Annotated in this window: 40 protein-coding genes; 39 read left to right on the forward strand and 1 reads right to left on the reverse strand. The window is 29.1% G+C overall.

The genetic code is table 11. The features are described 5' to 3' along the window. Positions 1-112 precede the first annotated feature (112 nt). From NSQ92_RS09340 to NSQ92_RS09395, 12 genes are all read left to right on the forward strand, one after another. Complete coding sequence (locus NSQ92_RS09340) at positions 113-1,912, forward strand: ATP-dependent helicase (protein WP_341152635.1); 1,800 nt, start codon at positions 113-115, stop codon at positions 1,910-1,912. Positions 1,913-3,048: 1,136 nt separating this feature from the next. Continuing rightward, positions 3,049-3,906 carry a hypothetical protein gene (locus NSQ92_RS09345; RefSeq protein ID WP_341152636.1) on the forward strand — a complete coding sequence of 286 codons (858 nt, stop codon included), beginning with the start codon at positions 3,049-3,051 and terminating at the stop codon, positions 3,904-3,906. Positions 3,907-3,971: 65 nt separating this feature from the next. Further along, positions 3,972-4,184, forward strand: a complete 213-nt coding sequence (locus NSQ92_RS09350; RefSeq protein WP_341152637.1) for a hypothetical protein — start codon at positions 3,972-3,974, stop codon at positions 4,182-4,184. A 139-nt stretch (positions 4,185-4,323) separates the two neighbouring features. Beyond that, a complete protein-coding gene (locus tag NSQ92_RS09355; RefSeq protein WP_341152638.1) occupies positions 4,324-4,506 on the forward strand; it encodes a hypothetical protein in 183 nt (60 codons plus the stop codon). Between the two features lie 33 nt (positions 4,507-4,539). Beyond that, entirely contained in the window at positions 4,540-6,447 is a 1,908-nt protein-coding gene (locus NSQ92_RS09360; RefSeq protein WP_341152639.1) for a hypothetical protein, read from the forward strand. Positions 6,448-6,729: 282 nt separating this feature from the next. After that, entirely contained in the window at positions 6,730-8,166 is a 1,437-nt protein-coding gene (locus NSQ92_RS09365) for an LPD25 domain-containing protein (RefSeq protein ID WP_341152640.1), read from the forward strand. A 59-nt stretch (positions 8,167-8,225) separates the two neighbouring features. Further along, the gene (locus NSQ92_RS09370; RefSeq protein ID WP_341152641.1) at positions 8,226-9,830 is read left to right on the forward strand and encodes a class I SAM-dependent methyltransferase; all 1,605 of its coding nucleotides are present in this window, start codon (positions 8,226-8,228) and stop codon (positions 9,828-9,830) included. 40 nt (positions 9,831-9,870) lie between these two features. Next, on the forward strand, positions 9,871-10,212 hold the full coding sequence (locus tag NSQ92_RS09375) for a hypothetical protein (protein ID WP_341152642.1): 342 nt from the start codon (positions 9,871-9,873) through the stop codon (positions 10,210-10,212). A gap of 123 nt (positions 10,213-10,335) precedes the next feature. Then, the gene (locus tag NSQ92_RS09380) at positions 10,336-10,539 is read left to right on the forward strand and encodes a hypothetical protein (protein ID WP_341152643.1); all 204 of its coding nucleotides are present in this window, start codon (positions 10,336-10,338) and stop codon (positions 10,537-10,539) included. A 111-nt stretch (positions 10,540-10,650) separates the two neighbouring features. Next, complete coding sequence (locus tag NSQ92_RS09385) at positions 10,651-10,938, forward strand: hypothetical protein (protein WP_341152644.1); 288 nt, start codon at positions 10,651-10,653, stop codon at positions 10,936-10,938. 158 nt (positions 10,939-11,096) lie between these two features. Next, the gene (locus NSQ92_RS09390) at positions 11,097-11,321 is read left to right on the forward strand and encodes a hypothetical protein (RefSeq protein WP_095328609.1); all 225 of its coding nucleotides are present in this window, start codon (positions 11,097-11,099) and stop codon (positions 11,319-11,321) included. A gap of 31 nt (positions 11,322-11,352) precedes the next feature. Next, positions 11,353-11,511: a hypothetical protein gene (locus tag NSQ92_RS09395; RefSeq protein ID WP_341152645.1), complete on the forward strand. Its 159-nt coding sequence runs from the start codon at positions 11,353-11,355 to the stop codon at positions 11,509-11,511. Between the two features lie 75 nt (positions 11,512-11,586). Here NSQ92_RS09395 and NSQ92_RS09400 read toward each other — a convergent pair whose 3' ends face one another. After that, on the reverse strand, positions 11,587-11,850 hold the full coding sequence (locus NSQ92_RS09400; RefSeq protein ID WP_341151544.1) for a hypothetical protein: 264 nt from the start codon (positions 11,848-11,850) through the stop codon (positions 11,587-11,589). Positions 11,851-11,948: 98 nt separating this feature from the next. On the opposite strand from NSQ92_RS09400, the gene NSQ92_RS09405 reads away from it, so the two are divergent. The 27 genes from NSQ92_RS09405 to NSQ92_RS09535 all read left to right on the forward strand — a co-directional run bounded on the left by NSQ92_RS09405 (position 11,949) and on the right by NSQ92_RS09535 (position 23,161). Continuing rightward, positions 11,949-12,317, forward strand: coding sequence for a hypothetical protein (locus NSQ92_RS09405; protein ID WP_341151543.1), 369 nt, complete (start codon positions 11,949-11,951; stop codon positions 12,315-12,317). 52 nt (positions 12,318-12,369) lie between these two features. After that, positions 12,370-13,101 (forward strand): tRNA(His) guanylyltransferase Thg1 family protein, encoded by a 732-nt coding sequence (locus NSQ92_RS09410; RefSeq protein ID WP_341151542.1) that lies wholly within the window; start codon positions 12,370-12,372, stop codon positions 13,099-13,101. Positions 13,102-13,104: 3 nt separating this feature from the next. Beyond that, on the forward strand, positions 13,105-13,422 hold the full coding sequence (locus NSQ92_RS09415; RefSeq protein ID WP_341151541.1) for a hypothetical protein: 318 nt from the start codon (positions 13,105-13,107) through the stop codon (positions 13,420-13,422). A gap of 64 nt (positions 13,423-13,486) precedes the next feature. Continuing rightward, positions 13,487-13,726, forward strand: a complete 240-nt coding sequence (locus NSQ92_RS09420) for a hypothetical protein (RefSeq protein WP_341152646.1) — start codon at positions 13,487-13,489, stop codon at positions 13,724-13,726. 28 nt (positions 13,727-13,754) lie between these two features. Continuing rightward, the gene (locus tag NSQ92_RS09425) at positions 13,755-14,087 is read left to right on the forward strand and encodes a hypothetical protein (RefSeq protein WP_341152647.1); all 333 of its coding nucleotides are present in this window, start codon (positions 13,755-13,757) and stop codon (positions 14,085-14,087) included. A gap of 2 nt (positions 14,088-14,089) precedes the next feature. Next, the gene (locus NSQ92_RS09430) at positions 14,090-14,272 is read left to right on the forward strand and encodes a hypothetical protein (protein WP_341152648.1); all 183 of its coding nucleotides are present in this window, start codon (positions 14,090-14,092) and stop codon (positions 14,270-14,272) included. A gap of 38 nt (positions 14,273-14,310) precedes the next feature. Next, on the forward strand, positions 14,311-14,508 hold the full coding sequence (locus tag NSQ92_RS09435; protein ID WP_341151538.1) for a hypothetical protein: 198 nt from the start codon (positions 14,311-14,313) through the stop codon (positions 14,506-14,508). Continuing rightward, a complete protein-coding gene (locus NSQ92_RS09440; protein WP_341152649.1) occupies positions 14,501-14,794 on the forward strand; it encodes a hypothetical protein in 294 nt (97 codons plus the stop codon). The genes NSQ92_RS09435 and NSQ92_RS09440 overlap by 8 nt, the downstream gene beginning before the upstream one ends. 143 nt (positions 14,795-14,937) lie before the next feature. Continuing rightward, the gene (locus NSQ92_RS09445; protein ID WP_341151536.1) at positions 14,938-15,111 is read left to right on the forward strand and encodes a hypothetical protein; all 174 of its coding nucleotides are present in this window, start codon (positions 14,938-14,940) and stop codon (positions 15,109-15,111) included. Between the two features lie 106 nt (positions 15,112-15,217). Continuing rightward, entirely contained in the window at positions 15,218-15,418 is a 201-nt protein-coding gene (locus NSQ92_RS09450) for a hypothetical protein (protein ID WP_341151535.1), read from the forward strand. Positions 15,419-15,499: 81 nt separating this feature from the next. Then, a complete protein-coding gene (locus NSQ92_RS09455) occupies positions 15,500-15,658 on the forward strand; it encodes a hypothetical protein (protein WP_341152650.1) in 159 nt (52 codons plus the stop codon). A 51-nt stretch (positions 15,659-15,709) separates the two neighbouring features. Then, a complete protein-coding gene (locus NSQ92_RS09460) occupies positions 15,710-15,964 on the forward strand; it encodes a hypothetical protein (RefSeq protein WP_341151534.1) in 255 nt (84 codons plus the stop codon). Positions 15,965-16,205: 241 nt separating this feature from the next. Further along, complete coding sequence (locus NSQ92_RS09465; RefSeq protein WP_341151533.1) at positions 16,206-16,475, forward strand: hypothetical protein; 270 nt, start codon at positions 16,206-16,208, stop codon at positions 16,473-16,475. A gap of 75 nt (positions 16,476-16,550) precedes the next feature. After that, entirely contained in the window at positions 16,551-16,952 is a 402-nt protein-coding gene (locus NSQ92_RS09470) for a hypothetical protein (RefSeq protein ID WP_341151532.1), read from the forward strand. 261 nt (positions 16,953-17,213) lie between these two features. Continuing rightward, positions 17,214-17,477, forward strand: coding sequence for a helix-turn-helix domain-containing protein (locus NSQ92_RS09475; RefSeq protein WP_341152651.1), 264 nt, complete (start codon positions 17,214-17,216; stop codon positions 17,475-17,477). Between the two features lie 192 nt (positions 17,478-17,669). Beyond that, on the forward strand, positions 17,670-17,867 hold the full coding sequence (locus NSQ92_RS09480; RefSeq protein WP_095328622.1) for a hypothetical protein: 198 nt from the start codon (positions 17,670-17,672) through the stop codon (positions 17,865-17,867). Positions 17,868-17,894: 27 nt separating this feature from the next. Next, the gene (locus NSQ92_RS09485) at positions 17,895-18,437 is read left to right on the forward strand and encodes a hypothetical protein (RefSeq protein ID WP_341152652.1); all 543 of its coding nucleotides are present in this window, start codon (positions 17,895-17,897) and stop codon (positions 18,435-18,437) included. Positions 18,438-18,477: 40 nt separating this feature from the next. Continuing rightward, positions 18,478-18,708, forward strand: a complete 231-nt coding sequence (locus NSQ92_RS09490) for a hypothetical protein (RefSeq protein WP_341152653.1) — start codon at positions 18,478-18,480, stop codon at positions 18,706-18,708. 43 nt (positions 18,709-18,751) lie between these two features. Next, a complete protein-coding gene (locus NSQ92_RS09495; RefSeq protein ID WP_341152654.1) occupies positions 18,752-18,973 on the forward strand; it encodes a hypothetical protein in 222 nt (73 codons plus the stop codon). Between the two features lie 43 nt (positions 18,974-19,016). Beyond that, complete coding sequence (locus NSQ92_RS09500) at positions 19,017-19,304, forward strand: hypothetical protein (RefSeq protein ID WP_341152655.1); 288 nt, start codon at positions 19,017-19,019, stop codon at positions 19,302-19,304. A 93-nt stretch (positions 19,305-19,397) separates the two neighbouring features. Beyond that, positions 19,398-19,595: a hypothetical protein gene (locus tag NSQ92_RS09505; RefSeq protein WP_341152656.1), complete on the forward strand. Its 198-nt coding sequence runs from the start codon at positions 19,398-19,400 to the stop codon at positions 19,593-19,595. A 188-nt stretch (positions 19,596-19,783) separates the two neighbouring features. Beyond that, entirely contained in the window at positions 19,784-19,915 is a 132-nt protein-coding gene (locus NSQ92_RS09510) for a hypothetical protein (protein ID WP_341152657.1), read from the forward strand. Between the two features lie 72 nt (positions 19,916-19,987). Further along, positions 19,988-20,677 carry an HNH endonuclease gene (locus tag NSQ92_RS09515; RefSeq protein WP_341152658.1) on the forward strand — a complete coding sequence of 230 codons (690 nt, stop codon included), beginning with the start codon at positions 19,988-19,990 and terminating at the stop codon, positions 20,675-20,677. Positions 20,678-21,045: 368 nt separating this feature from the next. After that, positions 21,046-21,225, forward strand: coding sequence for a hypothetical protein (locus tag NSQ92_RS09520; RefSeq protein WP_341152659.1), 180 nt, complete (start codon positions 21,046-21,048; stop codon positions 21,223-21,225). Between the two features lie 262 nt (positions 21,226-21,487). Continuing rightward, the gene (locus tag NSQ92_RS09525) at positions 21,488-22,279 is read left to right on the forward strand and encodes an HNH endonuclease signature motif containing protein (RefSeq protein ID WP_341152660.1); all 792 of its coding nucleotides are present in this window, start codon (positions 21,488-21,490) and stop codon (positions 22,277-22,279) included. A gap of 35 nt (positions 22,280-22,314) precedes the next feature. Beyond that, entirely contained in the window at positions 22,315-22,614 is a 300-nt protein-coding gene (locus NSQ92_RS09530) for a hypothetical protein (RefSeq protein ID WP_341152661.1), read from the forward strand. 226 nt (positions 22,615-22,840) lie between these two features. Then, positions 22,841-23,161: a hypothetical protein gene (locus tag NSQ92_RS09535; RefSeq protein ID WP_341152662.1), complete on the forward strand. Its 321-nt coding sequence runs from the start codon at positions 22,841-22,843 to the stop codon at positions 23,159-23,161. The last annotated feature ends 228 nt before the right edge of the window (positions 23,162-23,389 follow it).

The following is a 23,389-nucleotide window of genomic DNA, read 5'->3' on the forward strand; positions in this document are numbered from 1 at the left end:
AGGATATTAAAAGTCTAGTGCGATATTTTAATTTAAATTATAATTAAGTATTGTGTTTTAAATATAAATAAATTACAATTTAAAATATAAAACAAATAGAGGAGAGGATTATTTGATTGAACTAAATGAACAACAGAAAGCTGCAGTTGAAGTTACAGAAGGGGCTTTTGGTGTAATTGCGGGGGCTGGAAGTGGGAAAACACGTATTATATTAGAAAGGGTTAGGAATTTAATTGTTAACCACGATGTACCGGAAGAAAAGATACTAGCTATTAGCTTCACCAACAAAACCGCCACTGAATTAAAAAACAAATTATCAAAAATGGGATTCAATGATATCCACGTAGGAACATTTCACGCTATATGTGGAAGAATTTTAGCTAAAACAGGGAGTTACATCAATAGTAGAAATTTAATTAAGGATTGGCAAATTGAAAACGAGTTTAAGCGAATAGATCCAAAGGTGAATACTTCAGAAGTATTATCATGGATATCTTATCAAAAGAACTATATGAGAATGCCGTATGATGAATTTGTTTATAAAGAGACAAACTATACAGAAGAAGTTTTAAGAATGTTTTACCATACATATGAAGAACTTAAGAAAAAGAAACGACTATGTGATTTCGATGATTTCTTATTAGAATGCTATAAAGTGTTAAAGGAGAATCCAGATTTAACGGATTATACATATGTTCTTATTGACGAGCATCAGGATTCAAACCTTGTACAAAATGAGTTACTAAAATTGTTAGCAAAGAAAGGGAACATATTTGCCGTGTATGATCTTCGCCAGTCAATCTATAGCTTTAGATCGGGAAATCTAGAATATGCGATGCAATTTCAAAAGGATTGGAACGCTAAGATTCTTCACTTGGATATTAATTACCGTTCTGCTAGAAATATTGTAAACTCTGCAAATGAATTCATACGACCTTATTTTGAAAACTTTGATCATTACCAGGATTCTATTGCAAACTCAGAAGAAGATGGAGAAATTACATTACATACATATCAAACAAGAGAAGATGAAGCCATTAAAGTAGTTGACCATATTGAGAGATTAATAGAAGAAGGGGAAGAGTTAAAAGAAATATCTGTATTATATCGTATGAATGCACATGCTGCTCATATTGAAAATGAACTTAGAGCAAGGGAGATTGACTACGATATTACATCTACAGATTCATTTTTCCAAAGAAAAGAGATACTGGCTATTATGAGTTATTTAAGATTGGTACATAATTTGCAAGATGATGCAGCTTTTATAAATGTTTGGAATTTAAGAAACGATTCATTAAAGTTCTTTAAGAATACAATATTGAAAGATGTGCAAGATCAATCCGCTAAGAATACTTTATCTTTATATGAAAATTTCTTGGATTATAAGTTTGACGCTAAGTGGCACTACGAAAAGAAGAATCAATTTGAACAAAACATAAACAGGTTGAGAATGCAGAAGGAACGTAACATAGGAATTAGAAGTTTGATTGATAATATAATTAAATTGTTTAAATTAAAGAACTACATATATGAAACATATACTAATGAAGAAGAAATCCAGGAACGATTGAAAAACATGAATATATTAAAGGGATTTGTTAAGACAGACAACTTAGAGGAATTTATCAATTACGTTTATGGTACAAACATGAGTAAGAAAGCTAAGAAGAATAGTGTTAAATTAATGAGCGTACATTCTTCAAAAGGTCTTGAGTGGAATTCTTGCTTTCTAGTTGGGGTAGAAGAGAAGAAGTTTCCACATGAAAAGGCGAAGTTAGATGAGGAGAGTAGGCTCTGGTATGTTGCTGTTACTCGTAGTAAGAAGAATCTTTATGTGAGTCAAATTGGAGAAGGATCTGTATTCATTGATGAGTATTTTGGAGATAAACTAGTTGAAAGTAAAGTATAATTAAATTACAAATATCGATGAGAAATATGTCATTAGGATTAAAAATTACATAAAAAATTACTTCAGGCGGTTCAGATAATGAGCTGCCTATTTTTTATGGAGATTAGTGAAAATAGATAAGATAGTAATATGAAGTAAATTAGAGTAAATTAAAGTATATAGGTTATTTTGTGATTTAAATAGAATGCGAAGGAGAAATATAGCTATTTTTAAAGGTATATTGTATGTGGGAAATTGATGGATTGAAATAGTGTAAAATAAGCCCCCGATAGAGGTGTATCGTCGATAAGGTGAATATGAGGGTTAAAAGTGAGATGAAACGTTGATATATAAGGGTTTGCAGGGTATTTTCGATACGTAAATTAGTGATTATCGAGGTGGAGTATCGTTCAGCCTTAGAGCCACAAGGCTTTGAGTCACTTTTTGGTGAAAATATGGTGAAATTGAGAAAATGAGAGGTGAGAGAAAGTCAATGATATCAAGGGTTCTATCGACATGTTCCGATAGACTTTCCGATAGAAATAGGGTGAAAATGATAGAAATTGAGATGAAATGGAAAAATAAGTATGGTGTGTGGATAGAAGTGTTAGGAGGATTTTACCAGGTAATAAATGGGTTAAAAATGTAAACTATGCCCCCTCCATATTACCATTTATTAGTAGAAAATAGCCTATTTTTACTCAAAAAACCCAATAGAATAACCATTCCATAGGGATAAAGGAAATAAATGTAAGTCAAATTTAATTGATCCAGCAGCTAATACGCACGCATGAAAAGATAATTGATTGGTAAACTTTGTAAAATTTTAAATTTGAAAATGATAAAAATTGAGTAGTTTAGTGTATTTTTACACTGTCGCACGATAACCGTTATGCGCAGATTAATGTGTTATATAAAATTAAATTGTACACAATATAGTTTACTATCATATATCATTTGTCATTGTTACATATTCCGCAATTAAATTGTACCCAATCTATATGTAATTCTACACTTACACCAGCAACCTACAATCATATTACCTAATATAAAAAACTTTAAATATAATTAAATTACATATATACATATAACTAATAATATGTTATAATTTAATTAAAGATAAGGAATTAAATATAAAATTAAAGGAGACGATTAACATGATCCAAGTTACATTAAACGCTAACGAATTCAATCACTCAGGAGTACATAACGATAGAGAATACACTTCATTAAGAGTTGACCGTACTAGCAATGGAAGAGTTTACTTCACAACTATCAAGAATGGAATTAGATTATCTACAATGGCAAAGCAAATGAAATTAGTTAACGGTGAAGTTATTATCTCATTTGGTAAAAATGATAAGTTAATCATTGGTACATATGTAGATACAGAAGCAGAACAAACTCAAGAGGTTATTGAAGAAACTGAAGATAACCAACAAGGTAGCACAGCAACAGAAGAAGAAACAATTACATTCACAGCTTCAAAAAGTTTACATGGTTTCGGTCAATCAGTATGGATCAACGATAACAGAAACACTAACAACACAATGACATACTTCAATCCTAAAGGTAATGAGTCTGTAACTATTCCAGTGCAGCCTAACAACTATGATTTATACTGGGAAATAGAACAATATATTCAATCCATAATGAAGGAACATGGTAGAGATTCAGACTTCTGGAGTATTCTTATAAATAAATTAAATGGTAAATATGTTATTACTCAATCAAATAATGAATCACCTAAGAAATCAAACAGGACACCATCTAAACCTAAGCAATCCATAACAGATATAATCCCAGAAACTCAAATGCTAGCTGATTACGCCAATATTCTAATTGATAATAACAAAGTATCAATAACCTATTCAAACGATAACCAGAAAGCTACAGCAACGTTTAAATATAGAAAGTCTTGGTCAATGCGGAAATATATTGACTATGCATTCAATAACAGTAATATTAAGCCATCTTGGGAATTTAAATATGGATGGGAGTACCTTAGTAAATAACCATTGGCATATCTATCCATATATCATATAATCAATTGTATATAACTAACAAAGGAGAACTATCAATGAACACTGATCAAATCAAACAATGGATACACAATAATCTAGTTATGCAGGAAGAAGCTATAAAAATAACTAAACAATCTAAACCTGGATTCAATCAATCTGTACAAAGTGGAGCTATTAAACCATTTGTAGAGTATGGTACGAATAGAAAGATACGTTTATATCTAAAGTCTGATTTAGAGGAATATGCTAGGACTAAACGACAGCGATAAACATTAGTAAAAATCTTTAAATATAATTAAATTACAACTGTACATTCTATTGCTTTTATGGTATTATAAAGGAGTAGAGTTCTATTCTTTTTTAAGCGACTCTATATACAATTAAATTAATAAAGAGGAGGTGGATATAATGACTAAAAATAATGTATATTTCTGTTACAATTACGATCAATTCTGTTATTTATTCTTCAAGAAAAAACTGAAATATATCTTCTCAGGTAAAACAAAGGATGATAGAAATGTAACTTTATTTCCAATTACAACAGAACTTCAAGAAGCAATTGCACAGTTTAACAAATCAAATTTTCATTAATCAACTATTATTAATCAAAGGGAGCAATACATATTGAACAATCAAACGAATGACTTTTTAAAACTTTTCCATACACAAAACAAAATAAACTTTAGAATACTAAATACTAAAGGAAAAGCACCAATTAACTTATATAATACATATGATCAAATAGAAAATGATTTAAATTATTATAATGATAATGGTTACGATATATATTTTACAGTTAACTCAGGTGGAACTAAGCAACATGAAATTAATAAGATTAATGCGGTCTTTATTGATTTTGATTGTGGTAAAAATGAAAATAAAGAATATTACCCACTTGAGCATGTAAAAAAGTATAAAATAAATAAATTGAAATCGTTAGATGAATTCAAATTTAAACCATCTGTAATTATCGAAACTAGAAATGGATTACATGTATATTGGTTAGTTAATGAAACTACTACAATTAATAATTATATAGAATGTCAGGATTTATTAATAAGTTATTTTAATTCTGATCCTGCAGTTAAAACAACTGAACGTATTATGAGACTACCTAACTATTATTGGAATAAGACAAATGAAAAGTTTAAATGTATTATTAAGCAAATGAACAATAACAGATATGATATTAATGTAATTATGAATCATCTACACTCACACTTAAATATAAATAAATTACAGTTGGAGAAAAGGGTGACTGATAGAATAAGTATTAATAACACTTCTATAACAGTCACCCCAAAACCCCAAAGGGGAGATAATGTGTTTGTTCATGCTATTAAGAATGCTGATGTCGAAGCTTTGCAAGTGTTGCTTAAACCTGCTTACAAATTGCTTGAGAATGAAGGGGAGTTTTATGATTATATAACTCAAGAGATTGACCTTTATGACTTTTTAGGTGTACCTCATACTGGTACATTTGAATGTGTATTTCATGAAGATAATTCACCTAGTGCAGGTATATTTATCACTAAGATAAATCAATATTTCTATAAATGTCATAGCTCTACATGTTCATTTAGAGGGAATATAATTAGATGTGTAGAAAGGTTGCAGCGTTGTTCGCGTTCTCAAGCTATCAATTTTATAAAAAAAGTTTTTAAATTAGAGATTAAAGATACCGACTGGCAGAGAGAACAAAAACAAATGTTGCTATCTAACAAGAAAATGATTCTAAGTGGAGAGTTTGAGGAATCTTATCCTGAAATACATAAGGTTGTAAAAAAATACTTAAATGTTTTAAATGTTCTTCATGATGTGGCTTTAGATCACGTTTATGATGAAAAATTATCAGATGATGAAAACAACGTAGTCTTTTTTGCAAGTATACCAACTATCTGTAAAGCTCTAGAAATGACAAGTAGAAATTCTAAAATTCCTAATAGAGTTGGATTATTAGCTTTTCTTTTATTAATAAAAAAATTAAATGAAAATCAAATACCAGAAAGTTATTTAAAAAAGGCTAAGCATATTGCTGCTAAACATAAACAACAAAATATCGTAAGTTTCTACTCTATACCATCGTATTCTGATGAACATATGATTAAATCATTAGAACGAGCTTTACTATATGTGGAAAATAATATAACTATGAAGGCGTGGAGTAAAGAATTACTATATAGGACTTTTGGAGAAGAAATAGCCAATGAAGTGTATCCTTATTTAGTAAAAACAAAGATAACGGATGAAGCCAGTGTAAGAACAGAACATATACATAAAATCACCATGGATTTATTACATACTAAAAAATATGCAACGGAAAAAGAAATAGTTTATCACTTACGAGAATTATATTCCGAAATGAATAAAGCATATTCTAAACAAAGTTTTGAGAGACAGGTAAAAGTTTCTTTACAAGAAATGCTTGATACATATGGTTTAGAAAGAGTCAGATTAACAAAGAAACTTAAACAAGAATTACATATAGAGTGTGAAGGATATCCATTTGCAATTATACATAATCATAAATAAATAGGAATTTAATGCGAGCTTAATACCAACTAAGAATAGTTAGCCTATACGCTCAACTATGCAACCTAGCCGAACAACAAGCATAACCTATACAGAAAAACAAATTCACCTCAGCCAGCTATCACACAAGGGAAGCTTTAATTAGTTTCCCTTTAAAAAAAGTTTAAATATAAATAAATTAACAGTTGATATTTTATAACTTATTTGTTATAATTTAAGTATCAGGTAAGGGAAGACAAATTACACAAATAAAAATAAATTACAAAAAAGGAGAGGTTCGCGATGAACACTCAAGAAATCATTTCAAAAATTAACTCTAATCCACAAAGCGCAAAGGAAGTTTTAGATAACATGTATCACAGTAAAGCATTTGTAGTTGCTCGTTACAATGGTCATATTGATACTGTTAAGAAAACTAAACGAGGTGCAGAAGGATATATCAATCGTCAACAAAGAGTTAGTTATTATGATGAAATGACTTTTGAAATGGTAACTTGTGGATCTGATTTAGAAGTATATGAAATTCATGAATCCGATATTAAAGATTATAAAACTTCACTTGTTATGTGGTTTGAATATTTAAAAGGCATTCAAGGTCACGAATATATGTATAATCAGCCTTTACGATTAGTTGAATATCTTGAAGTATCTGAAGAAGTGAAAGCATATGTTATCCAAGCAATTGACAATATGAAAAATTACAGAGGTTTAACAATAATTGAAGACGAAACAACTCAAGAAGAAGTATCTGAAACAATCGAAACTGTAGAAGTTACACAAGAAATCAACGCTACTGACATCACTTTACAGGTAGTTATCAATGAAGAAAAGAAAGGAATTGAATTATATTTCAGCTCTAAGCCTTCTCAAAATGTTAGAAAGATGTTATCAGAAAATGGCTTCAGATGGTCAAAACGTGGTTTTTGGTACGCTCGTCAAACTCAAGAAAGATTATCACTTGTTGAAGCTATTCAATCAATTCTAGCTGATACTAATCAACTTGTATCAAATGTAATAGCAGAAACAGAGGAATTAATGCAAGAGGAAGCAGTACTTGAAGATACATACAAAACAATTGAAAATGACAATAAAACAGTAGTTTTAAAAGAAATAGAATTTGTTTGGTCAGAGTCTGGAGAAATTGAAGACGGCTTAAAAGTAACTACATTTACAGAAGCTGAAACAATCATAAGAAATGCTGCTAAACATGCACCAGATAATGGAGCGTATGATAAGACAAAGTTTAATATAGTTTGGTCAGATGGTCAAAAGTATGAAGGTAGATTAGATTTAGTTAAATCAGATATGTTCAAAGCTACACCTTTAAAAAGTCATATTGAGTCATTTGTAAATGATGTTATAGAAGATGATGGTTCCTGGTACTCTGATGAACGTAAAGAAGACTATAAGCACTTCATTAATACTTACCCATTAGAGGATTCTATAAAGCCTACAAATGAGCCTACAAGTCATTATAATCAGTCGAATGTATTAGACTTTACTTCTAAAATGAAAGCTAAGCAGGAGAAAGAAGAAACGTCTAAAATGATGGATAGCTTTCTCAAAAATATTCTTCCTAACATGACTAGAGAAGAACAATTAGAACTAATGGATACCTATAAAACAGGTAATGAGAAAGACATTGAAGCAACTTTTAATAAGATTTTATTATCTGTCTCTATTCGTCAAGCCAAAGAAGAATATTTAAAAAGTAAATAAATTAACAAGGGGAAAGAGTATTATTTTTCCCCTAAAATATAAAGGAGGAATTAACGAACATGTTCAAAGAAAACCATGATTTTTATCCAACGCCAGAGAAATTAATTCAAAAAATGCTATTTAAATTAGAGTGGAAAAATATTAAATCCGTACTTGAGCCATCAGCAGGAATGGGACATTTAGCCGAAGCTATTGATAATAAATTCAGAAACAGTCAGTACCATCATAAAAGAAATAAATATGATATTGATCTAATCGAGATAGACGAGAATCTTATCCATATCTTAAAAGGTAAAGGTTACAGAGTTATTCATAATGATTTCTTATCATTTCAAAGTTTCAAAAAGTATGATGCTATTATTGCAAATTTTCCATTCTCTAATGGTGAAAAGCATGTTTTACAGGCTATAGAGATACTTAAATCTGGTGGAGAGTTAGTATGTTTAATTAATAAAGAAACTCTCATTAACCCATATAGTAATACCAGAAAAGATCTTATCAGAAAGTTAGAGGAATACAATGCGGAAGTTGAATATATTGATAACGCTTTTAGTGATGCTCTAAGAAAGACAGATGTTTCAGTTGCACTTATACATATATCAATTCCAAAAGTAATACATACTAGCTTAATAGAAAACAACTTAAAACAAGAAGAGTCATACAATATAAAAGAAGATTATAAAAATACTAACTTAATAGAATCTGATTTTATAAGAGGTATAGTACAGCAATATAATTATGAAATTAAAGCGGGCTTAAAACTAATTGAAGAATATAATTCATTAGTGCCATTAATGCTAAGCAGCTTCAAGGAGAATAGTAATCCAGTTTTAAAGCTAGGTTTAGACTATGAAGACAAAGACGGTAGTAGCTTAGAGAATTCTTATATTAAACGTATTAGAGCAAAGTATTGGCAAGCATTATTTAATAATGAACAATTCATGGGATTGTTTACAAGTAACCTAAGACAAAAATATATGCAGCAAATAGAGGAATTGAAGGATTATGATTTTTCTTTCTATAACATTTATTCTTTACGTATAGAATTAAATAAAGAAATGATTCAAGGAGTAGAAGACACTATCTTAAATTTATTTGAAGAATTTAGCTACAAACATTATTATGATGAAAGTTCAAAGAATGTACATCTATACAACGGATGGAAAACGAACAAAGCCTATAAAATTAATAAAAAAGTAATAATTCCCCTAAATGGTTACTATGATATTCTTTATTCATGGGGAAGATATAACCCAAGTAATTATAAAGTTAAAGATAAACTGAAGGATATAGAAAAAGTATTCAATTATTTAGATGGAGGAATAACACAAGAAATAGATTTAGAACAAGTGTTAAAGGATGCTGAAACACGAGAACAAACAAAGAAAATTGAAACTAAATATTTTTATATTACCTTCTTCAAAAAGGGAACATGTCATATCGAATTTAAAAATCTAGAACTCCTGCAGAAATTCAATCTTTATGGATCTCAGCGTAAAGGCTGGATTCCGCCTAGCTATGGTAAGAAAAGCTATAAAGATATGACACAAGAAGAGAAGTCTGTTATTGATTCATTTGAAGGTAAAACATCTTATGAAAAGGTAATGAATAATAAAGAATATTTCTTAGTAGAAACTAGTGATCTTTTAAGACTGACATCTTAATAAATTATAATTAAATTACATATTAAAAGGAGAATGATTCATGAAAAAACAATATGTAATATCATCCACTATTCTAATCTCATTATGCTTAATCTTAACAATACTAACAATTTACGCACTATCCAGCACTCCATCAATTCCTAATCAAGCTTATTCACAAGCTGAACCAATCACGTCAGAAACTAACTCATCATATGAAATAATTACAGCTACTGTCATTTCTAAAACTTCAGATGGATTATTTTATACTGCTGTAAATAACAACGATCCAGATGATATTGTTGTCATTGAAGGTAGCTTTGCGAAAGGGGATAAGGTTCAAATTACATTCTTTCATGATGATATTGAGAGTGTAGATATATTGGAAAGAGAGACTTTTTAATCTAATTAAAAGAAGCATTTCATCCCTATTTTACGGCTTATTTTAGCCGTTTTTCTTACTCTTAACATATACGACTATCTATGTTAAGATAAAGTTAATAAACACTAATGGAGGTTTTAATTGATGAATAGCGAACAATTGAAACAATGGATAGAAGAAAATTTGCTCACTCCTAGAGAGGCTATGCAAGTAACTAATCAAAGTAGATCAGCTTTTAATCAATCTGTAGCCAACGGACTTTTGAAACCTTATATATCTAAGGATACAGTTAGGTTATATTTGAAGTCAGATGTAGAAGAATATGCTAGAAATAAAAGAATCAGATAATTTATAAAAAAATTTGATTCTACACTTTACATATACGTTCGTATATGATAAGATTAATCCAGTTAAAAAGAATAGAAATAAATTACATAAACGAATCGAGGGAAACAAAAAATGAAGATTGTAGTTGATTTTAAAAAAATCTTGTCTGAACTAGAAGCGAAACAAATTAAGATATGTTTTTTAAGAAAAAATAGTTTATATATTGAGGATAGATACAATAACTTATATGAAATGGAATTATATAGACAAGGTTCGTATCTAGATGACTTAATTAAAAAAGGAATTTTAGTAGAATTTAGTCAAGTTGAAAGTAATATAAGTAAGAAATTACCAGAAGCTGCTAAGGAGATATGGGACATAAAAAGGGTGCAAAAATTCATAAAAAACCAATCTTTATAAGTGACATATTATAAATTGTAAGATTTATCTAATAAGAAACTATTTTAAATATAATTAAATTAACAATTGAAATGTATGTGTATACGATTTATAATAGAAGTAACAAGAAAACGAAGATAAGGAAAATATAAATAATTTACATAATAGGAGGAGTTAATATGCTTGAAATTAAAAATTGTACTGATTATTTAGAGGGGAATTATTTCTCAGATATTACTTTCATTTCAGAGAATCAAGGAAACTTATACTTTACTGCACAGGATGAAGACGAGGATCAATTAGCTTATATCATGTTTGAATATACGAATGATGATAGCTGCTTTGTTAATGTGAAATATGGAGAAAATGAACCTTATATGACGTTGGAACAGTTAGTAAAATAAGGATTGTATCGTAAATTAAAGGAGGGTAATTATGAAAAAGAGTCCTGAAAAACTAATAGCAGAAATAGAGTATATTGAAGAAACGATTGATGCTAAAGAATTAGAAATGAGTTTGCTTAAAAGTAAATTAACTAAGTTGCAAATTGAGTTAGCTGAAACAACCTTTGAATCATTTAATAAATCACAATGAAATGAATCATTTAAAGTAATTCAGAATTAGATATGCAAATTTAGTATTTACTCTACATATCTAATTCTTATAATTTTATATTAATTTAACTGAATGGGATACTTTCAATGTTTTACCAGTGGCATCTTTAAGAGCTTCTCTTAGATTGCCCATTAAAATATCTTTAAGAATTTCATCATTGCCTACAAAAAGTCCACAAGTCATATTACCTAAGTTTATTGCTTTCTTTTCAATTTCTTTTCTTTCGTCAGGATGAAGAATGTAACCACCTGTAAATTCTTCAGTGAATTTATAAACATCTATCATTGTTTGGGCTTGCAATTGATATTCTGGTTTCATAATATCATCTCCTTCTATATGATAATCTATAAGCTATCACAACATGAAGGTGAAGGAAAGAAAAAGTTATAATTTAATCTATAAAAGGAGTGTTTTAATTGGATTATAAAAGAGAATATTTTTGTGAATGGATGAAAGATGAGAAGTATGAAAAAGCCCTATTGCTTTGGCTTTGGTATGATTATCAAACTGAAACTTATGACCTTTCACTATGGGGAATTATGCCATCAAAATTTGATGAAACAATGGTAGTATTTAATAATTATGAAGCTAAGAAATTAAGTTCTATTAATGCAGAAAGAGTAAGAAGAGAAATGAATAGTATTGCCGATAAACACGAAATAGATTATGAAACAATGATATTGGCAAAGAATGATTCATTCAGAGGAAGAATGAAAATGCAAGCAAGATTAGAATTATATTTAGAGTATGAGAAAATGGGAAAGTTTAATTTTATTAATAGCTAATGAAATTACAGTTTTAAAAAAAATAAATTACAATTAAAAAGGAGATTTGTAAATGGATAAGTTCGGAGATAGAATGAAAGATTATGAGAATGCTTATAGAATCAATTTGCCAAAGAGATTGCCAATTGTATTAAGAATTGATGGCACGCACTTTCATACATATACAAAAGGAATGAAAAAGCCATTTGATGAGGATATAACTAATGCCTTCTGGGAAACTTGTAAGTATCTAGCTAAGAATATCATGGGATGTAAAATTGTTTATCATCAATCAGATGAAATTAGTTTACTGCTTACTAACTATGATAAATTAACAACTCAATCATGGTTTGATAACAACTTACAAAAGTTAGTCTCCGTATCGGCATCTATGGCTACTGCTAAATTTAATGAGGTGATGAGAGAAAGATACCCAGAGAAATCATTAGCTACATTTGATAGTAGAGCGTGGGTATTACCTCATGATGAAGTATGTAATTACTTTTTATGGAGACAACAAGATGCAACTAAGAATAGTATTTCAATGGTTGCGCAAGCTAAATTTCCACATAAGCAATTACAAGGATTAAATGGTAAACAAATGCAGGATAAACTAATGCTAGAAAAAGGTGTTAACTGGAATGATATTCCTGTTTGGCAAAAGAGGGGAGTTTGTATTACTAAACAGTATTTTGAAAAGAATGGGGCTTTAAGAAGTACATGGGGAGTCGATCATGAAACGCCTGTTTTCTCACAAGATAGAAATTACATTGAGCAATATGTTTACTTAGAGAAAGGAGAATAAACTATGGCTAAAATTGAATTAACCGTAAAACAAATTATGAATCTAGGGTTATGGGATAAAGTTTGTGATTATAAGGGTTGGGAACCATGGATTCTTAATGAAGGGAGAATAGATGAGAATGAATTAGTGGAGTTTGATGATGAATTTAAGAAAGAAGAAAAAGAAATAAATCTCCATGAAGCAATAGACTTAATGTTAGCGGGTTCAGATATAAAAGTGTTATTTAATAATGGGAATTATCGTTATATAGGTTTATGTGATGATTTAGGAAACCTTACTTTCTCAGAATTACTTGATGTTAAATTGTACTTAGTACGATAAGGATGATAAATGTACGAATTTATCGATATAAAAATAAATTGATATTATAAAGGAGGAATATATTGTGATAAATATAAATGAAATTTTTGATAGTATTTATGATTCTATAACAAGTGCACTTACTGATGGGTATGATACAGAAAAAATACTAATTTCACAAGAAGTATATGATTCATTTAAGCAAGAAAGTGAAAGAGCATTCGGCTCAGGTAATGGTGAATTTGACCACTTAGTAGGGTATCCAGTAGAAATTAATAGTGATATAGATAATTATATGGTAGTAGTTAAGGAAATGACTTTATAAAAATAAATTATAATAGAGGTGTGATGAATTGGAAAAGAAAGAAATTTCTATATTAGGAAGTATGGATTATTCTACACTTCTGCAACAGATAGTTGCCACTAATGCTATTAATAAGTCTAAATTGACTAAAAAGCAAGTAGAGGAAATAGAACTGGACTCAAAAAAGCGTGAAGAAATGAGAGTAAGAAAAGCAAAGGTAATGAATAATATTTGTCCTGATTGTGAAGGTAAATTAAACAGAGGTAAGAAAGAAAAGGAATTAAATTATGAAAGAACTTGGAAATGTGGTTGTTGTGAAGGTTCATTCATGAGTAATGGTGAAAAGGTTATAGAAAATGCCTTTAAAAGGAGAGCGAAATAAGAGTGAAAGAGTTCTTAATTGGATTAAAATACTTATCTTATATATCGTTATTCATATTATTTATGTTATACATGTATTTAAATTTCCCTGTCTTTTTCGGTATAGTAACATTGTTAATGATAATTGTCATTATTGCTTTAATACTAGGATGGGCAGTAAAATCAATTAGAGGCGACTATGATTGAAAGTAAATAAAAATAATTTAACGAAAAGGAATGATTAAATGGAATTTAGTGAATTAGTAACAAAAAGTTTTCAATTAAAATTAACAATTAATGAGGCAATAGATTTATGGAGAATAGTCAGTGAAGCAGAAAGAAATGGAAATCAATCAGCAAGTAAATTTGTTAACGAGTTATATTCCTTTGCAGAAGACTCTAATCATTACATAGAAAAATACAAGGATGATTTAGATGCGTAAACCTAAGAAAGAATCAACTAAAGATAGATATAGCGTTTTAGAAGGTAATCCATCAAGAGAAGAACGTATACAAGCCTTATTGAATGGCAATATCATTCAAGTAGATACTCATAGAACTATGTATTATAAGCTAGACAAGTATCATAAATTACGTTTTAGCTATACAAATCATCCTGACAGTTTTCATCCTTTTCATGAAGGATTTAATTACTATCATGTGCTAGATGATTATGATTTACCAGGAGGAAATAGAAAGAAGAGAATTGCTATTCTTGAGGACAAATAAAAAAGAAGAGGCTATAACTTCTTCTAATACTATTATATTTTGGTTAATAGTTGTGTATGCAAAGGGTATTAGAAATGGTAAGGGAATCTGGTATTTAATTAGTACATCAGATAATTATTGATTATTAATACAGGAGTGAATTTATGGAAGAATATAGATACATGTCAATTGATGAATCTGAATTTATAGATGATTATTATAAGGGGATTAAGCTTTATAAATTAGATCAATTAGGTAAAGAAGGATGGGAATTCGTTTCTGTAATTAATGGTGAATGTATTTTTAAAAAGAAACTTGAAGATGAATCCGCTTTATAAAGTATACCGTAACACTAAACGAAACGTGTAGAAATCGTGATCAGGTGGAAGGTACTTTAAAAGAAATTAAGTTAAGAAAGGTTTACGATTAATTGAAGGTGATCAAATGAAAAAGAGTAAACAAGACGATGAACTAATACAATTATTGCTGGACAAACCAAAGTATAAATACTTAGAAAAAGAAGGATATTTGGAAGTTAGTACAAAGGAATTCGGAAATATTTTAGTACTTGAGAAAAGTTCATTGCAACCTAGGAAATTTAATAATAAAGCTGAAGCATATGAGTACATTAATGGGAATTTATAGGCGTTAACAAAGTAATAAATATAACATATCCCAAAAGTGTAATAGATGGCTACTATTCATTAAAAGGAGGGAAGAAAATTAATGTTTTCTAAAAAGTGTCCATATTGCAGAGGTAAGAATTTATATTTAAAACAAACTTCTCTTGTTGTGAAATACGGTTGTCGTGATTGTGACAAAAAAGTAAAACTTATGAGAGAAAATGGTATGAGTGACAAAGATATTATGAAAGTAATTAAGTAACCATACGAAACAACTGTTTAGATAACTATTATGAGGTAATGAGGTGTTAATTTGAGCAGCTTTATATCTAAACAACCAAATGGATTATATTGTCGCTTCTCCACTGTAGTAGACTGTCCCACACATTGGAATATGACAAGAGAAGATTATCTAAATAATGTTTCAGGAACAGTCAGAAACAGGGATGAAGGGGAACTAATCTTACGTGACCATTTACTGCCTTTTACAGAAATCATAGAGCGTTTTGTTCCTAATAATATGTGTCAGAAAGAATTTGATAATTTACTATTAATAATGAGTAGATGACAATTAATTAATAACTTGAAGAGAAAAAGTAGATGAATAGTAAGAAAACTAATTTACATATTAAACTTTTAGGAAATGATTGAAATTAATAAAAAAAGAAGAGTCTCTCGCACCGGCTGGGTTTATCCCACTCAGATGCCGGATTGAGCTCTTCTTAGGTATATTGTATTAGAAAATGATTCGTATGTAAAGGATAAATTTACTAGTAAAAGAGTAGTACTTATTATAGGAGGATGTTAATTTGAATCAAATAGAAGTGCTTAGATTTAATAATCAAGAAGATTATGATCAATGGTTAGATAATCTCAATCAAGAGACAAGAATTTTAATGAATAAAACTTATCGATATTACATAAATGAATGTTCAACCACTGGAGCAAAAGAAATTTTTAGAGATTGGTGGAATGGTACTTCTATATCTAATGAAGAATATAAGAACAGATATAGCAAGGAAGATTATAAACAAGCTGAAGATTGCGTATTAGAAGCTTGTAGTAGAGGATTCGGATAAAACCCATGTTTTAAAACATTTTTTAGTCCGTTTTTACCGTTTTATGGTAGTATAAAGCTAAAAAGGGAGAAAAATATGGACACATATTCAGTGAGAGAAGAGTTAATTAGAGTTATTGAAAGACACTTTCCGAATGTGAACTTTAAGTTTAATGAAAAAGAAAGGCTTTCACATAGAAGAATAAATGCTAAGCCATATTCTAATAAGAAGCGTTGGATAATGCTAGATGCAAATGAGAATTACTTACATGTTACTTTTGATCATCTAAAAGGAGACATTAGTGAACAAGAATTAAAGAATTTAAATATTACTTATAAAGGCAAAGAGTTTAAAGAGAAAACAAGAATACATTTAAATGATAATGAAGATGCTGTAGAATTGTATGTATTTGAAAATGAAATTCCAGAATTCAATAACTCTAAATTTATTGAATTCTTACACAAACATTATTCATCATATGTTAGAAGGGTTAGTTAATATGAATAGATACTTTGATCTTGGAACTAGACCAGGGGATAAATTCCTATGGACAGCAATCTTTTATTTAGCTAAAATATTAAAGAACTAACTCCAAAATAGTTCATCTGCAATAAGAACGTAATTCATGGGCGTGAGTTGCGTTCTATTTATATAGTATTTAATAAAAATAAATTATAAAAAAAGTGAATTTAATTGGAAAATACTATTGTGTTTATAACTTATATGTTATAAAATATTATTTAGAAAGTAATTAAGAAGGTGAATGAACTGGATTTTTCAAAATTAGATGAAGAAAACAAAAAAGACTTTGAGCAATATTATTTAGAGTTTTATAAAAATTGTGTTGTTCAGATTAGAAAGAGAATGGTAGAGTTGGATGTTACACAGAAAGAAATTGAGGAAATAACAGGTCTTAAGCAGCCAGTAATATCAAGACTGTTGAATATGGATGTTGTTCCTAGACTGGATACTTTGTTAAAGGTAACTTGTGCACTAGGTATTGATATTAAAGTTGATAAATAAGGGGAGTAGAAAAATGGAATGTAAGTATTGTGGTAATAAAATAAACGAAGAATACGATCCGTTTCCAAACGTCTGTGAAAGTTGTTTCGATGAAATAAATATGGAAGATCCTCATGGTGGTAATTGGATATAAGCTATGAATTATGTAGATAAAACTGCTCTTTTATGAAATTTGGGAGGGGGGGATTAAAAATGAAAGCAATAGTAGTATTTAGCATAGGTGAAAGTGAAATTAAAAGCAACGGAATTGTTCCTGTAAACTTAGAGCCAGGAGTAGGAAGAGACAATATGACAATAAATAATGCTATTAAACAATTTAAAAAAGATACTGGGATAGATCTTTATGAAATTGATGAGAAAATTAGAGAACGGGCTAAAGTAATCTATTAAAACAAGTCTTTTAAAAGGAGAATAAGAGTGAATTTAGATATAACAACTATAGATACCGCGGATTTAATCGCAATAGTAAATATCTTAGCAACTACAACATTTAGTTTTTTGGTTTGGAAAGCAACTGTTGCATCTAACAAAACAGCATTGGCAATAAAAGAAGCAGCGGAAAAGGAAAAGCGAGAAACAGAAAATCAAAACCGATTTATTGTAAATTATAATTTAACTAAAATAGAGAATGTTTTATTGTCACACTCAATTGAAAATGGATTGAAAAAAGATGCAAAGTCAATTATACAAGATGCTTTAGAAAAAATTAAAAAGTTCCCACTTTCCTCATACTATAGCGAAGAAGAAATTAAAAACATTTTAGATTTTGTTAGCCACATGGAAGAAGAATTTTCAAAGGTTTATAGAAAAGCTAGAGTATATAGTGTAAATCCTTTATACGCTGATGCCAATGGGTGGGAAAGAATCAGGCAAGAAAGACAAGATTATAATAGAAAAGATGTTCCGATAGTAGAAAAAGCTATTATGCAATTAGAAAATTTATATGAAGTAATAAAATGACAATTTTACTTTAAAAAAATTAAAAGGGAGATTGAGATCAATGGACAATAAACAAGTTGCATGGAATGAAATGAGTAAACTAAAGTTTGAATTAGATGATAAATTATCTTTATTAGAAAAAGCAAAAGATAATTATCAAGAGGTATTAGTACAAGAAACTATACAAAATATGATGAAGATTTTAAGTGAGGAAGGTACACTAAGTGAAAGGGATTTTAAAATCTTTTTAGGAAACTTAGTAAGGGATATTAAACATTTATATAGCAGATAATTTACAATCAAAGAACTATTTCAAAAAGAAAGGGGAAGTTTATATGGAACAAAGAGAATTATTTGATAAGATTTTAAGAGAAGACATAAAAAAGCTTGAATCAGAAAGAGAAGTAAATCAAAAGAAAGTTGAGAAATTAGTAAAAGTTTTCAATGCTTCTGATATTAGTAAGATAGACAAATTAGCTCAAGATATAAATGGTATTGACCATACGATTAGACATCTTTATATTTTAATTGGTGGCTTAGGAGAAAGACTTAAATAAAAGAATTACTAGATAGAAAAAAAATTTGAGAAGGTGGATTAACTTGTATACAGTGATTGTAGAATTTGATGGTCTAACAGAAGTGTATCATATGACTGAATATAACCAGGAAATAAAGGATGCTATTGAATATTTAAATACTTATGGTGAAAATTCCGTGGTCTTTGTTTCAAAAGGGGAAGTTGTTAAGGTATCTTATGAAGTGTATACCTTAGAATCAATGATCAAGAGATTTGAAGATAGCGAGTTTTTTGAGGCATATTGTGATGAGTCTGAAAGAGAATTGATGGAGAGTTATAAGAAGTTATTAAGAAAAATAGAAATAAAATAACACTCTAATTTTAAATATAAATAAATTGAATAATTGACATTGTTAATGATATAATTAGATTATAAAAATAAATTATAACTAGGTGATTATATCATGAAAGCTTACGCATTATTAATTAGAAAATATACAGATGAATTTCAGGAAGCAGCATGGTACTCATTGGATAATATCGACTCCTTAGAATCAACTTATAACGCTAAAATTAGCCGAATACAGCAGAGATTACATAGAGTATATGGTTTAGATACTCAAACATTTATAGCGCTTAAAGAGCAAGCAATGACCTTTTAAATAAAAATAAATTAAAATAAAGGAGTTGGTTTAAGTGGGTACTTTGTTTCTTGCACCAGTAATGTTGATTAGTTTGTTTATTGGGATTGGTGTTTGCGAGAAGAAAAACTTTAAGTTGGATGAGTTTTTGTTTAGAGTGTTTGATTAAAAGTTGATAACTTATATATGGTAGGAAGGAGAAAGAATTTATGAAATATGCTATTACATTAGATGGCTATTTAGTTGCTAAATACGATACACCAGTAGAAGCGTATAATGCTGCTAAATTCGCTTATGAAGAAACAGGATTATTTCACGAAGTTAAGTTGTATTTTTGTTGAAATATAGCAAAATATTGTGAGATAAAAACTAAGTTTTATTAAAAATAAATTGAAAGAAGGAGTGTATGTTTATTGGCAAAATTAATAATAACTGAAAGTGTGATTACCTGTACCGAATGTAAAAAGAAGCTAGAAGCTACTGAAATAAATTTTTATAAGCAAAAGTATAAGAAGAATGGTGAAGAATTTTATAAATTAGTAAACCCTTGTCGAGAATGCAGGAAAAAACGACAACGTAATTATATTGATTCAAAAGAGGGCTACAAAGAAAAACAAAAAATATATCATGCAAGTTGGAATATTAAAAACAGAGATAGAGAAGCACAGAATAAAAGACGCTTAAGAGCAGCCGATCCAGGGCATTACAAGAGGTATTTCAAGGAATATCAAAGTAATAATATCGAAAAGTTTGTTGATTATGCAAGAGAAAGAAACAAAGAGAAGAAGTTCAAAATAGCAAACTCTGAATGGGATTCATGCTTAAATTATTTTGATTTCTCCTGTGCTTATTGTGGGTTGACAGAAGAAAATCACAAAAAGCTACATAAAACTAGGTTGCACAAAGAACATGTAATTGTACTAGGAAGAAATAACTTAACTAACTGTGTTCCTTCTTGTAAAGAATGTAATTCTCAAAAGAGTAAATATTCACTCCATACATGGTATAACGTTACTAATCCAAAATATAGTAGAGATAGATACGAAAAAATTTATAAATGGATCAGGTATGATTCTAAAAAGAATTTAGTTATAAAAAGATAAAATGTTGATTTTAAATAAAAATAAATTATATAGGTGACTTATGACTGTTGATGAAATGATCGATAACATCCAGGAAGGGCAAATAGCTAAAGCAACATTTCAATATGCAACCTGGTACGTAATCATGAGTGATGGTGAATTATATTACTGTAACAAGTATGGTGAGAAGATAAAGAAAGCTATGGTTTCTTATTGGAATGTTCAAGCTGAGTGGGAACTATTATAGAGGAGATGAGAGTATGTTAATAAATTTGATTTTAGTTGGAATTGCTGGTTTTTTCTTTGGTCGAGCTTATGAAATTAGAAGAAACGTAAAGAAAAGAAATCAATAAAAATCTCATTTTAATAAAAATTAAGGAGTAAAGTAAATGAATATTACAGAAGGATACTTAATTACACTATCAGACGATTCACATTTATTAGTAACAAAAAGATACTATGATAAATACAATCATATGCCGGAATTTATAGAAGCTAAGGAAACAGTGAAACATTTAGATTTACAGCAAACTATTAAAGAGAATCCACATTTAGAAGTTTGGTATTAATGTTATGAATGAAATTTACATGTGTTACTTAAACGGAAGTTTTTATGGATCGGGCAGCTTAGAGTATATAAAAAAATTATTTGTTGATTATGTAGTTACTTGTGAGATGTACGGTAAGGATAAATGTAGCTTTGAAATTGTCAAGAAGGAAAGAAATAAAGCTGGAAAGAAAATATCTTTGAAACTATAAACGATAACAAAGATGCATTTGGTCGATCGGAAGATTAATTAGAATCTAATATACAATAGGAAGGAGTTACCTATGAAAGAATGTATGGCTGATGGATGTAAAGAAGTTCAAGTTTCAAAAGGCTATTGTAAAAAACATTATCGCATTTACAATAAATACGGCGATCCTTTAACAGAACCTAAGAGAAAAGTGAGTAGTATGAAGTCAAGCGGAAAGGTAGTTATAATTGAAGATGTTGAATACAAACGATGCAATGTATGTGACGAATTAAAAGAATTGACTCAGTATTACAGTAGTGAAAAAGAAAGTAAAAGTAAGGGGAAATACACTTATTATCATCCAGAATGTAAAGCCTGTGCTATAAAAAGAGCTAGAGGTTGGTATGTATCGAATCCAGAAAAAGTGAAAGTTTCCTCGGATAAATATGCTGCAAAAGAGAATGTTAAAATCAGAAGAAGAAAAAGAGCATCTCAAGCTAGAAAAGAAGGAAAGTATAAAGAATGGCAACAATTAAATAAAAATAAATTATATAATTACGGATTAGAAAGAAGAATGCATAAGGAACATACTATATCTGATACTGAATGGTTTGAGTGCCTTGATTTCTTTAATAACAGTTGTGCTTATTGTGGAATCAGCGAGGGAATGGCGTTCGAGATGTATGGACAATTACTACATAAAGAACATTTAGAACATGATGGAGCCAATGATATTACTAATTGTGTTCCCGCATGTAAGAGTTGCAATGGTTCTAAGCATACTTTTCAATTCAATGATTGGTATCAAGAAGGAAATCCAGTATATAACAAAAGAAGGTATAATAAGATTGTTAAATGGATATTAAATTTTACATTAAAAGATTGATTTTGTTTGAAAAAAGAGAAGGGAGGTGGAAACTTTTGCACAAAAACAAGAATATTGATTATGCTGTTAGTTTTAAACTAGACATAATTAACGCAATCGAAAATGATGAATCTCCTTTATTAAGCGAGAAGGACGTTAACGTTATGGACTGGCTAATTAATCAAGCTAAAAAGGCAGAGTTTTACGAATCAGCATTGCTGCGAATAGGTGAAAATAAAGTAAATGACCCACAAGAACATGCTTTTATGACTATATTTGAAGGTAAACAAATTTATGAACAATTTCCATCGGAGAGAAAAAATAAATTACATAGTAAAGGGGTAAAAGATGAATGATCTAACTGTAAATATTAGTACTGAAATATTAGCTAAGTACGATAATTATATTGTATTAGCTGTATATATGGATGGTAAGTTTTCAAATACATTGACAGTAGATTTAAACTCGCCATAAAAACAGACTTTTATATAAACTTAGTAGGAAGCTCCTTTTCAAAATAGGAATATATATCCCACATCTGCTATAATTATGCTATGTCAAATACAGGAAAGGAATAGCTAAGTGATTAAATTCAAACAGTATAATAATGGATTTGCAATAGAAGGGCATTCTCATAGAGAAGCATGTGGCATAGTAACTTTCATGTCTTATAGTTGTGCTAAACTAATTAAGAAACTAGATCCAAGTGTAGTTTACTATACTTCTTCATATGATAACAATGATTTAGGAGTTACCTATTTTAACTTTAATCCCCAGATCGAAACTGCAAGGTTAATCTTTAACGATTCAATAGATTCTTTAATGGGATGGTGTAATAAACACTATCCTGGTGAAATTTCTTTTATAAAACTAGATACTTATTTAACAATAAATGTAGAGTGAAGGAACGTTAGTATGAAAGTAAAGATAATTTATGGTGAAAATACAGATAAAGAAGCTATCGATGAAACTTATATGTATATTTTAAAATTATATCATGAGAATTAAATGAAGAATGTTAATGTTTAAGGGAGAAAAGAATGAAAAATAAAACAGGGATTTTAACTCTTTAGCCCATTTTAGGGCTTTTTATTTTGAGAGTTTTCATATATTTTCCATATTAACACTTGT

Source organism: Niallia sp. FSL M8-0099 (genome assembly GCF_038006945.1).
GTDB lineage: Bacteria > Bacillota > Bacilli > Bacillales > Cytobacillaceae > Niallia > Niallia circulans.

Coding starts and splice junctions, on each gene's coding strand:
- NSQ92_RS09345 (WP_341152636.1), top strand. CDS start 3,049: ATGATCCAAGTTACATTAAACGCTAACGAATTCAATCACTCAGGAGTA.
- NSQ92_RS09350 (WP_341152637.1), top strand. CDS start 3,972: ATGAACACTGATCAAATCAAACAATGGATACACAATAATCTAGTTATG.
- NSQ92_RS09355 (WP_341152638.1), top strand. CDS start 4,324: ATGACTAAAAATAATGTATATTTCTGTTACAATTACGATCAATTCTGT.
- NSQ92_RS09365 (WP_341152640.1), top strand. CDS start 6,730: ATGAACACTCAAGAAATCATTTCAAAAATTAACTCTAATCCACAAAGC.
- NSQ92_RS09370 (WP_341152641.1), top strand. CDS start 8,226: ATGTTCAAAGAAAACCATGATTTTTATCCAACGCCAGAGAAATTAATT.
- NSQ92_RS09375 (WP_341152642.1), top strand. CDS start 9,871: ATGAAAAAACAATATGTAATATCATCCACTATTCTAATCTCATTATGC.
- NSQ92_RS09380 (WP_341152643.1), top strand. CDS start 10,336: ATGAATAGCGAACAATTGAAACAATGGATAGAAGAAAATTTGCTCACT.
- NSQ92_RS09385 (WP_341152644.1), top strand. CDS start 10,651: ATGAAGATTGTAGTTGATTTTAAAAAAATCTTGTCTGAACTAGAAGCG.
- NSQ92_RS09390 (WP_095328609.1), top strand. CDS start 11,097: ATGCTTGAAATTAAAAATTGTACTGATTATTTAGAGGGGAATTATTTC.
- NSQ92_RS09395 (WP_341152645.1), top strand. CDS start 11,353: ATGAAAAAGAGTCCTGAAAAACTAATAGCAGAAATAGAGTATATTGAA.
- NSQ92_RS09400 (WP_341151544.1), bottom strand. CDS start 11,850: ATGAAACCAGAATATCAATTGCAAGCCCAAACAATGATAGATGTTTAT.
- NSQ92_RS09410 (WP_341151542.1), top strand. CDS start 12,370: ATGGATAAGTTCGGAGATAGAATGAAAGATTATGAGAATGCTTATAGA.
- NSQ92_RS09415 (WP_341151541.1), top strand. CDS start 13,105: ATGGCTAAAATTGAATTAACCGTAAAACAAATTATGAATCTAGGGTTA.
- NSQ92_RS09435 (WP_341151538.1), top strand. CDS start 14,311: ATGGAATTTAGTGAATTAGTAACAAAAAGTTTTCAATTAAAATTAACA.
- NSQ92_RS09440 (WP_341152649.1), top strand. CDS start 14,501: ATGCGTAAACCTAAGAAAGAATCAACTAAAGATAGATATAGCGTTTTA.
- NSQ92_RS09445 (WP_341151536.1), top strand. CDS start 14,938: ATGGAAGAATATAGATACATGTCAATTGATGAATCTGAATTTATAGAT.
- NSQ92_RS09450 (WP_341151535.1), top strand. CDS start 15,218: ATGAAAAAGAGTAAACAAGACGATGAACTAATACAATTATTGCTGGAC.
- NSQ92_RS09455 (WP_341152650.1), top strand. CDS start 15,500: ATGTTTTCTAAAAAGTGTCCATATTGCAGAGGTAAGAATTTATATTTA.
- NSQ92_RS09470 (WP_341151532.1), top strand. CDS start 16,551: ATGGACACATATTCAGTGAGAGAAGAGTTAATTAGAGTTATTGAAAGA.
- NSQ92_RS09480 (WP_095328622.1), top strand. CDS start 17,670: ATGAAAGCAATAGTAGTATTTAGCATAGGTGAAAGTGAAATTAAAAGC.
- NSQ92_RS09490 (WP_341152653.1), top strand. CDS start 18,478: ATGGACAATAAACAAGTTGCATGGAATGAAATGAGTAAACTAAAGTTT.
- NSQ92_RS09495 (WP_341152654.1), top strand. CDS start 18,752: ATGGAACAAAGAGAATTATTTGATAAGATTTTAAGAGAAGACATAAAA.
- NSQ92_RS09505 (WP_341152656.1), top strand. CDS start 19,398: ATGAAAGCTTACGCATTATTAATTAGAAAATATACAGATGAATTTCAG.
- NSQ92_RS09510 (WP_341152657.1), top strand. CDS start 19,784: ATGAAATATGCTATTACATTAGATGGCTATTTAGTTGCTAAATACGAT.
- NSQ92_RS09520 (WP_341152659.1), top strand. CDS start 21,046: ATGAATATTACAGAAGGATACTTAATTACACTATCAGACGATTCACAT.
- NSQ92_RS09525 (WP_341152660.1), top strand. CDS start 21,488: ATGAAAGAATGTATGGCTGATGGATGTAAAGAAGTTCAAGTTTCAAAA.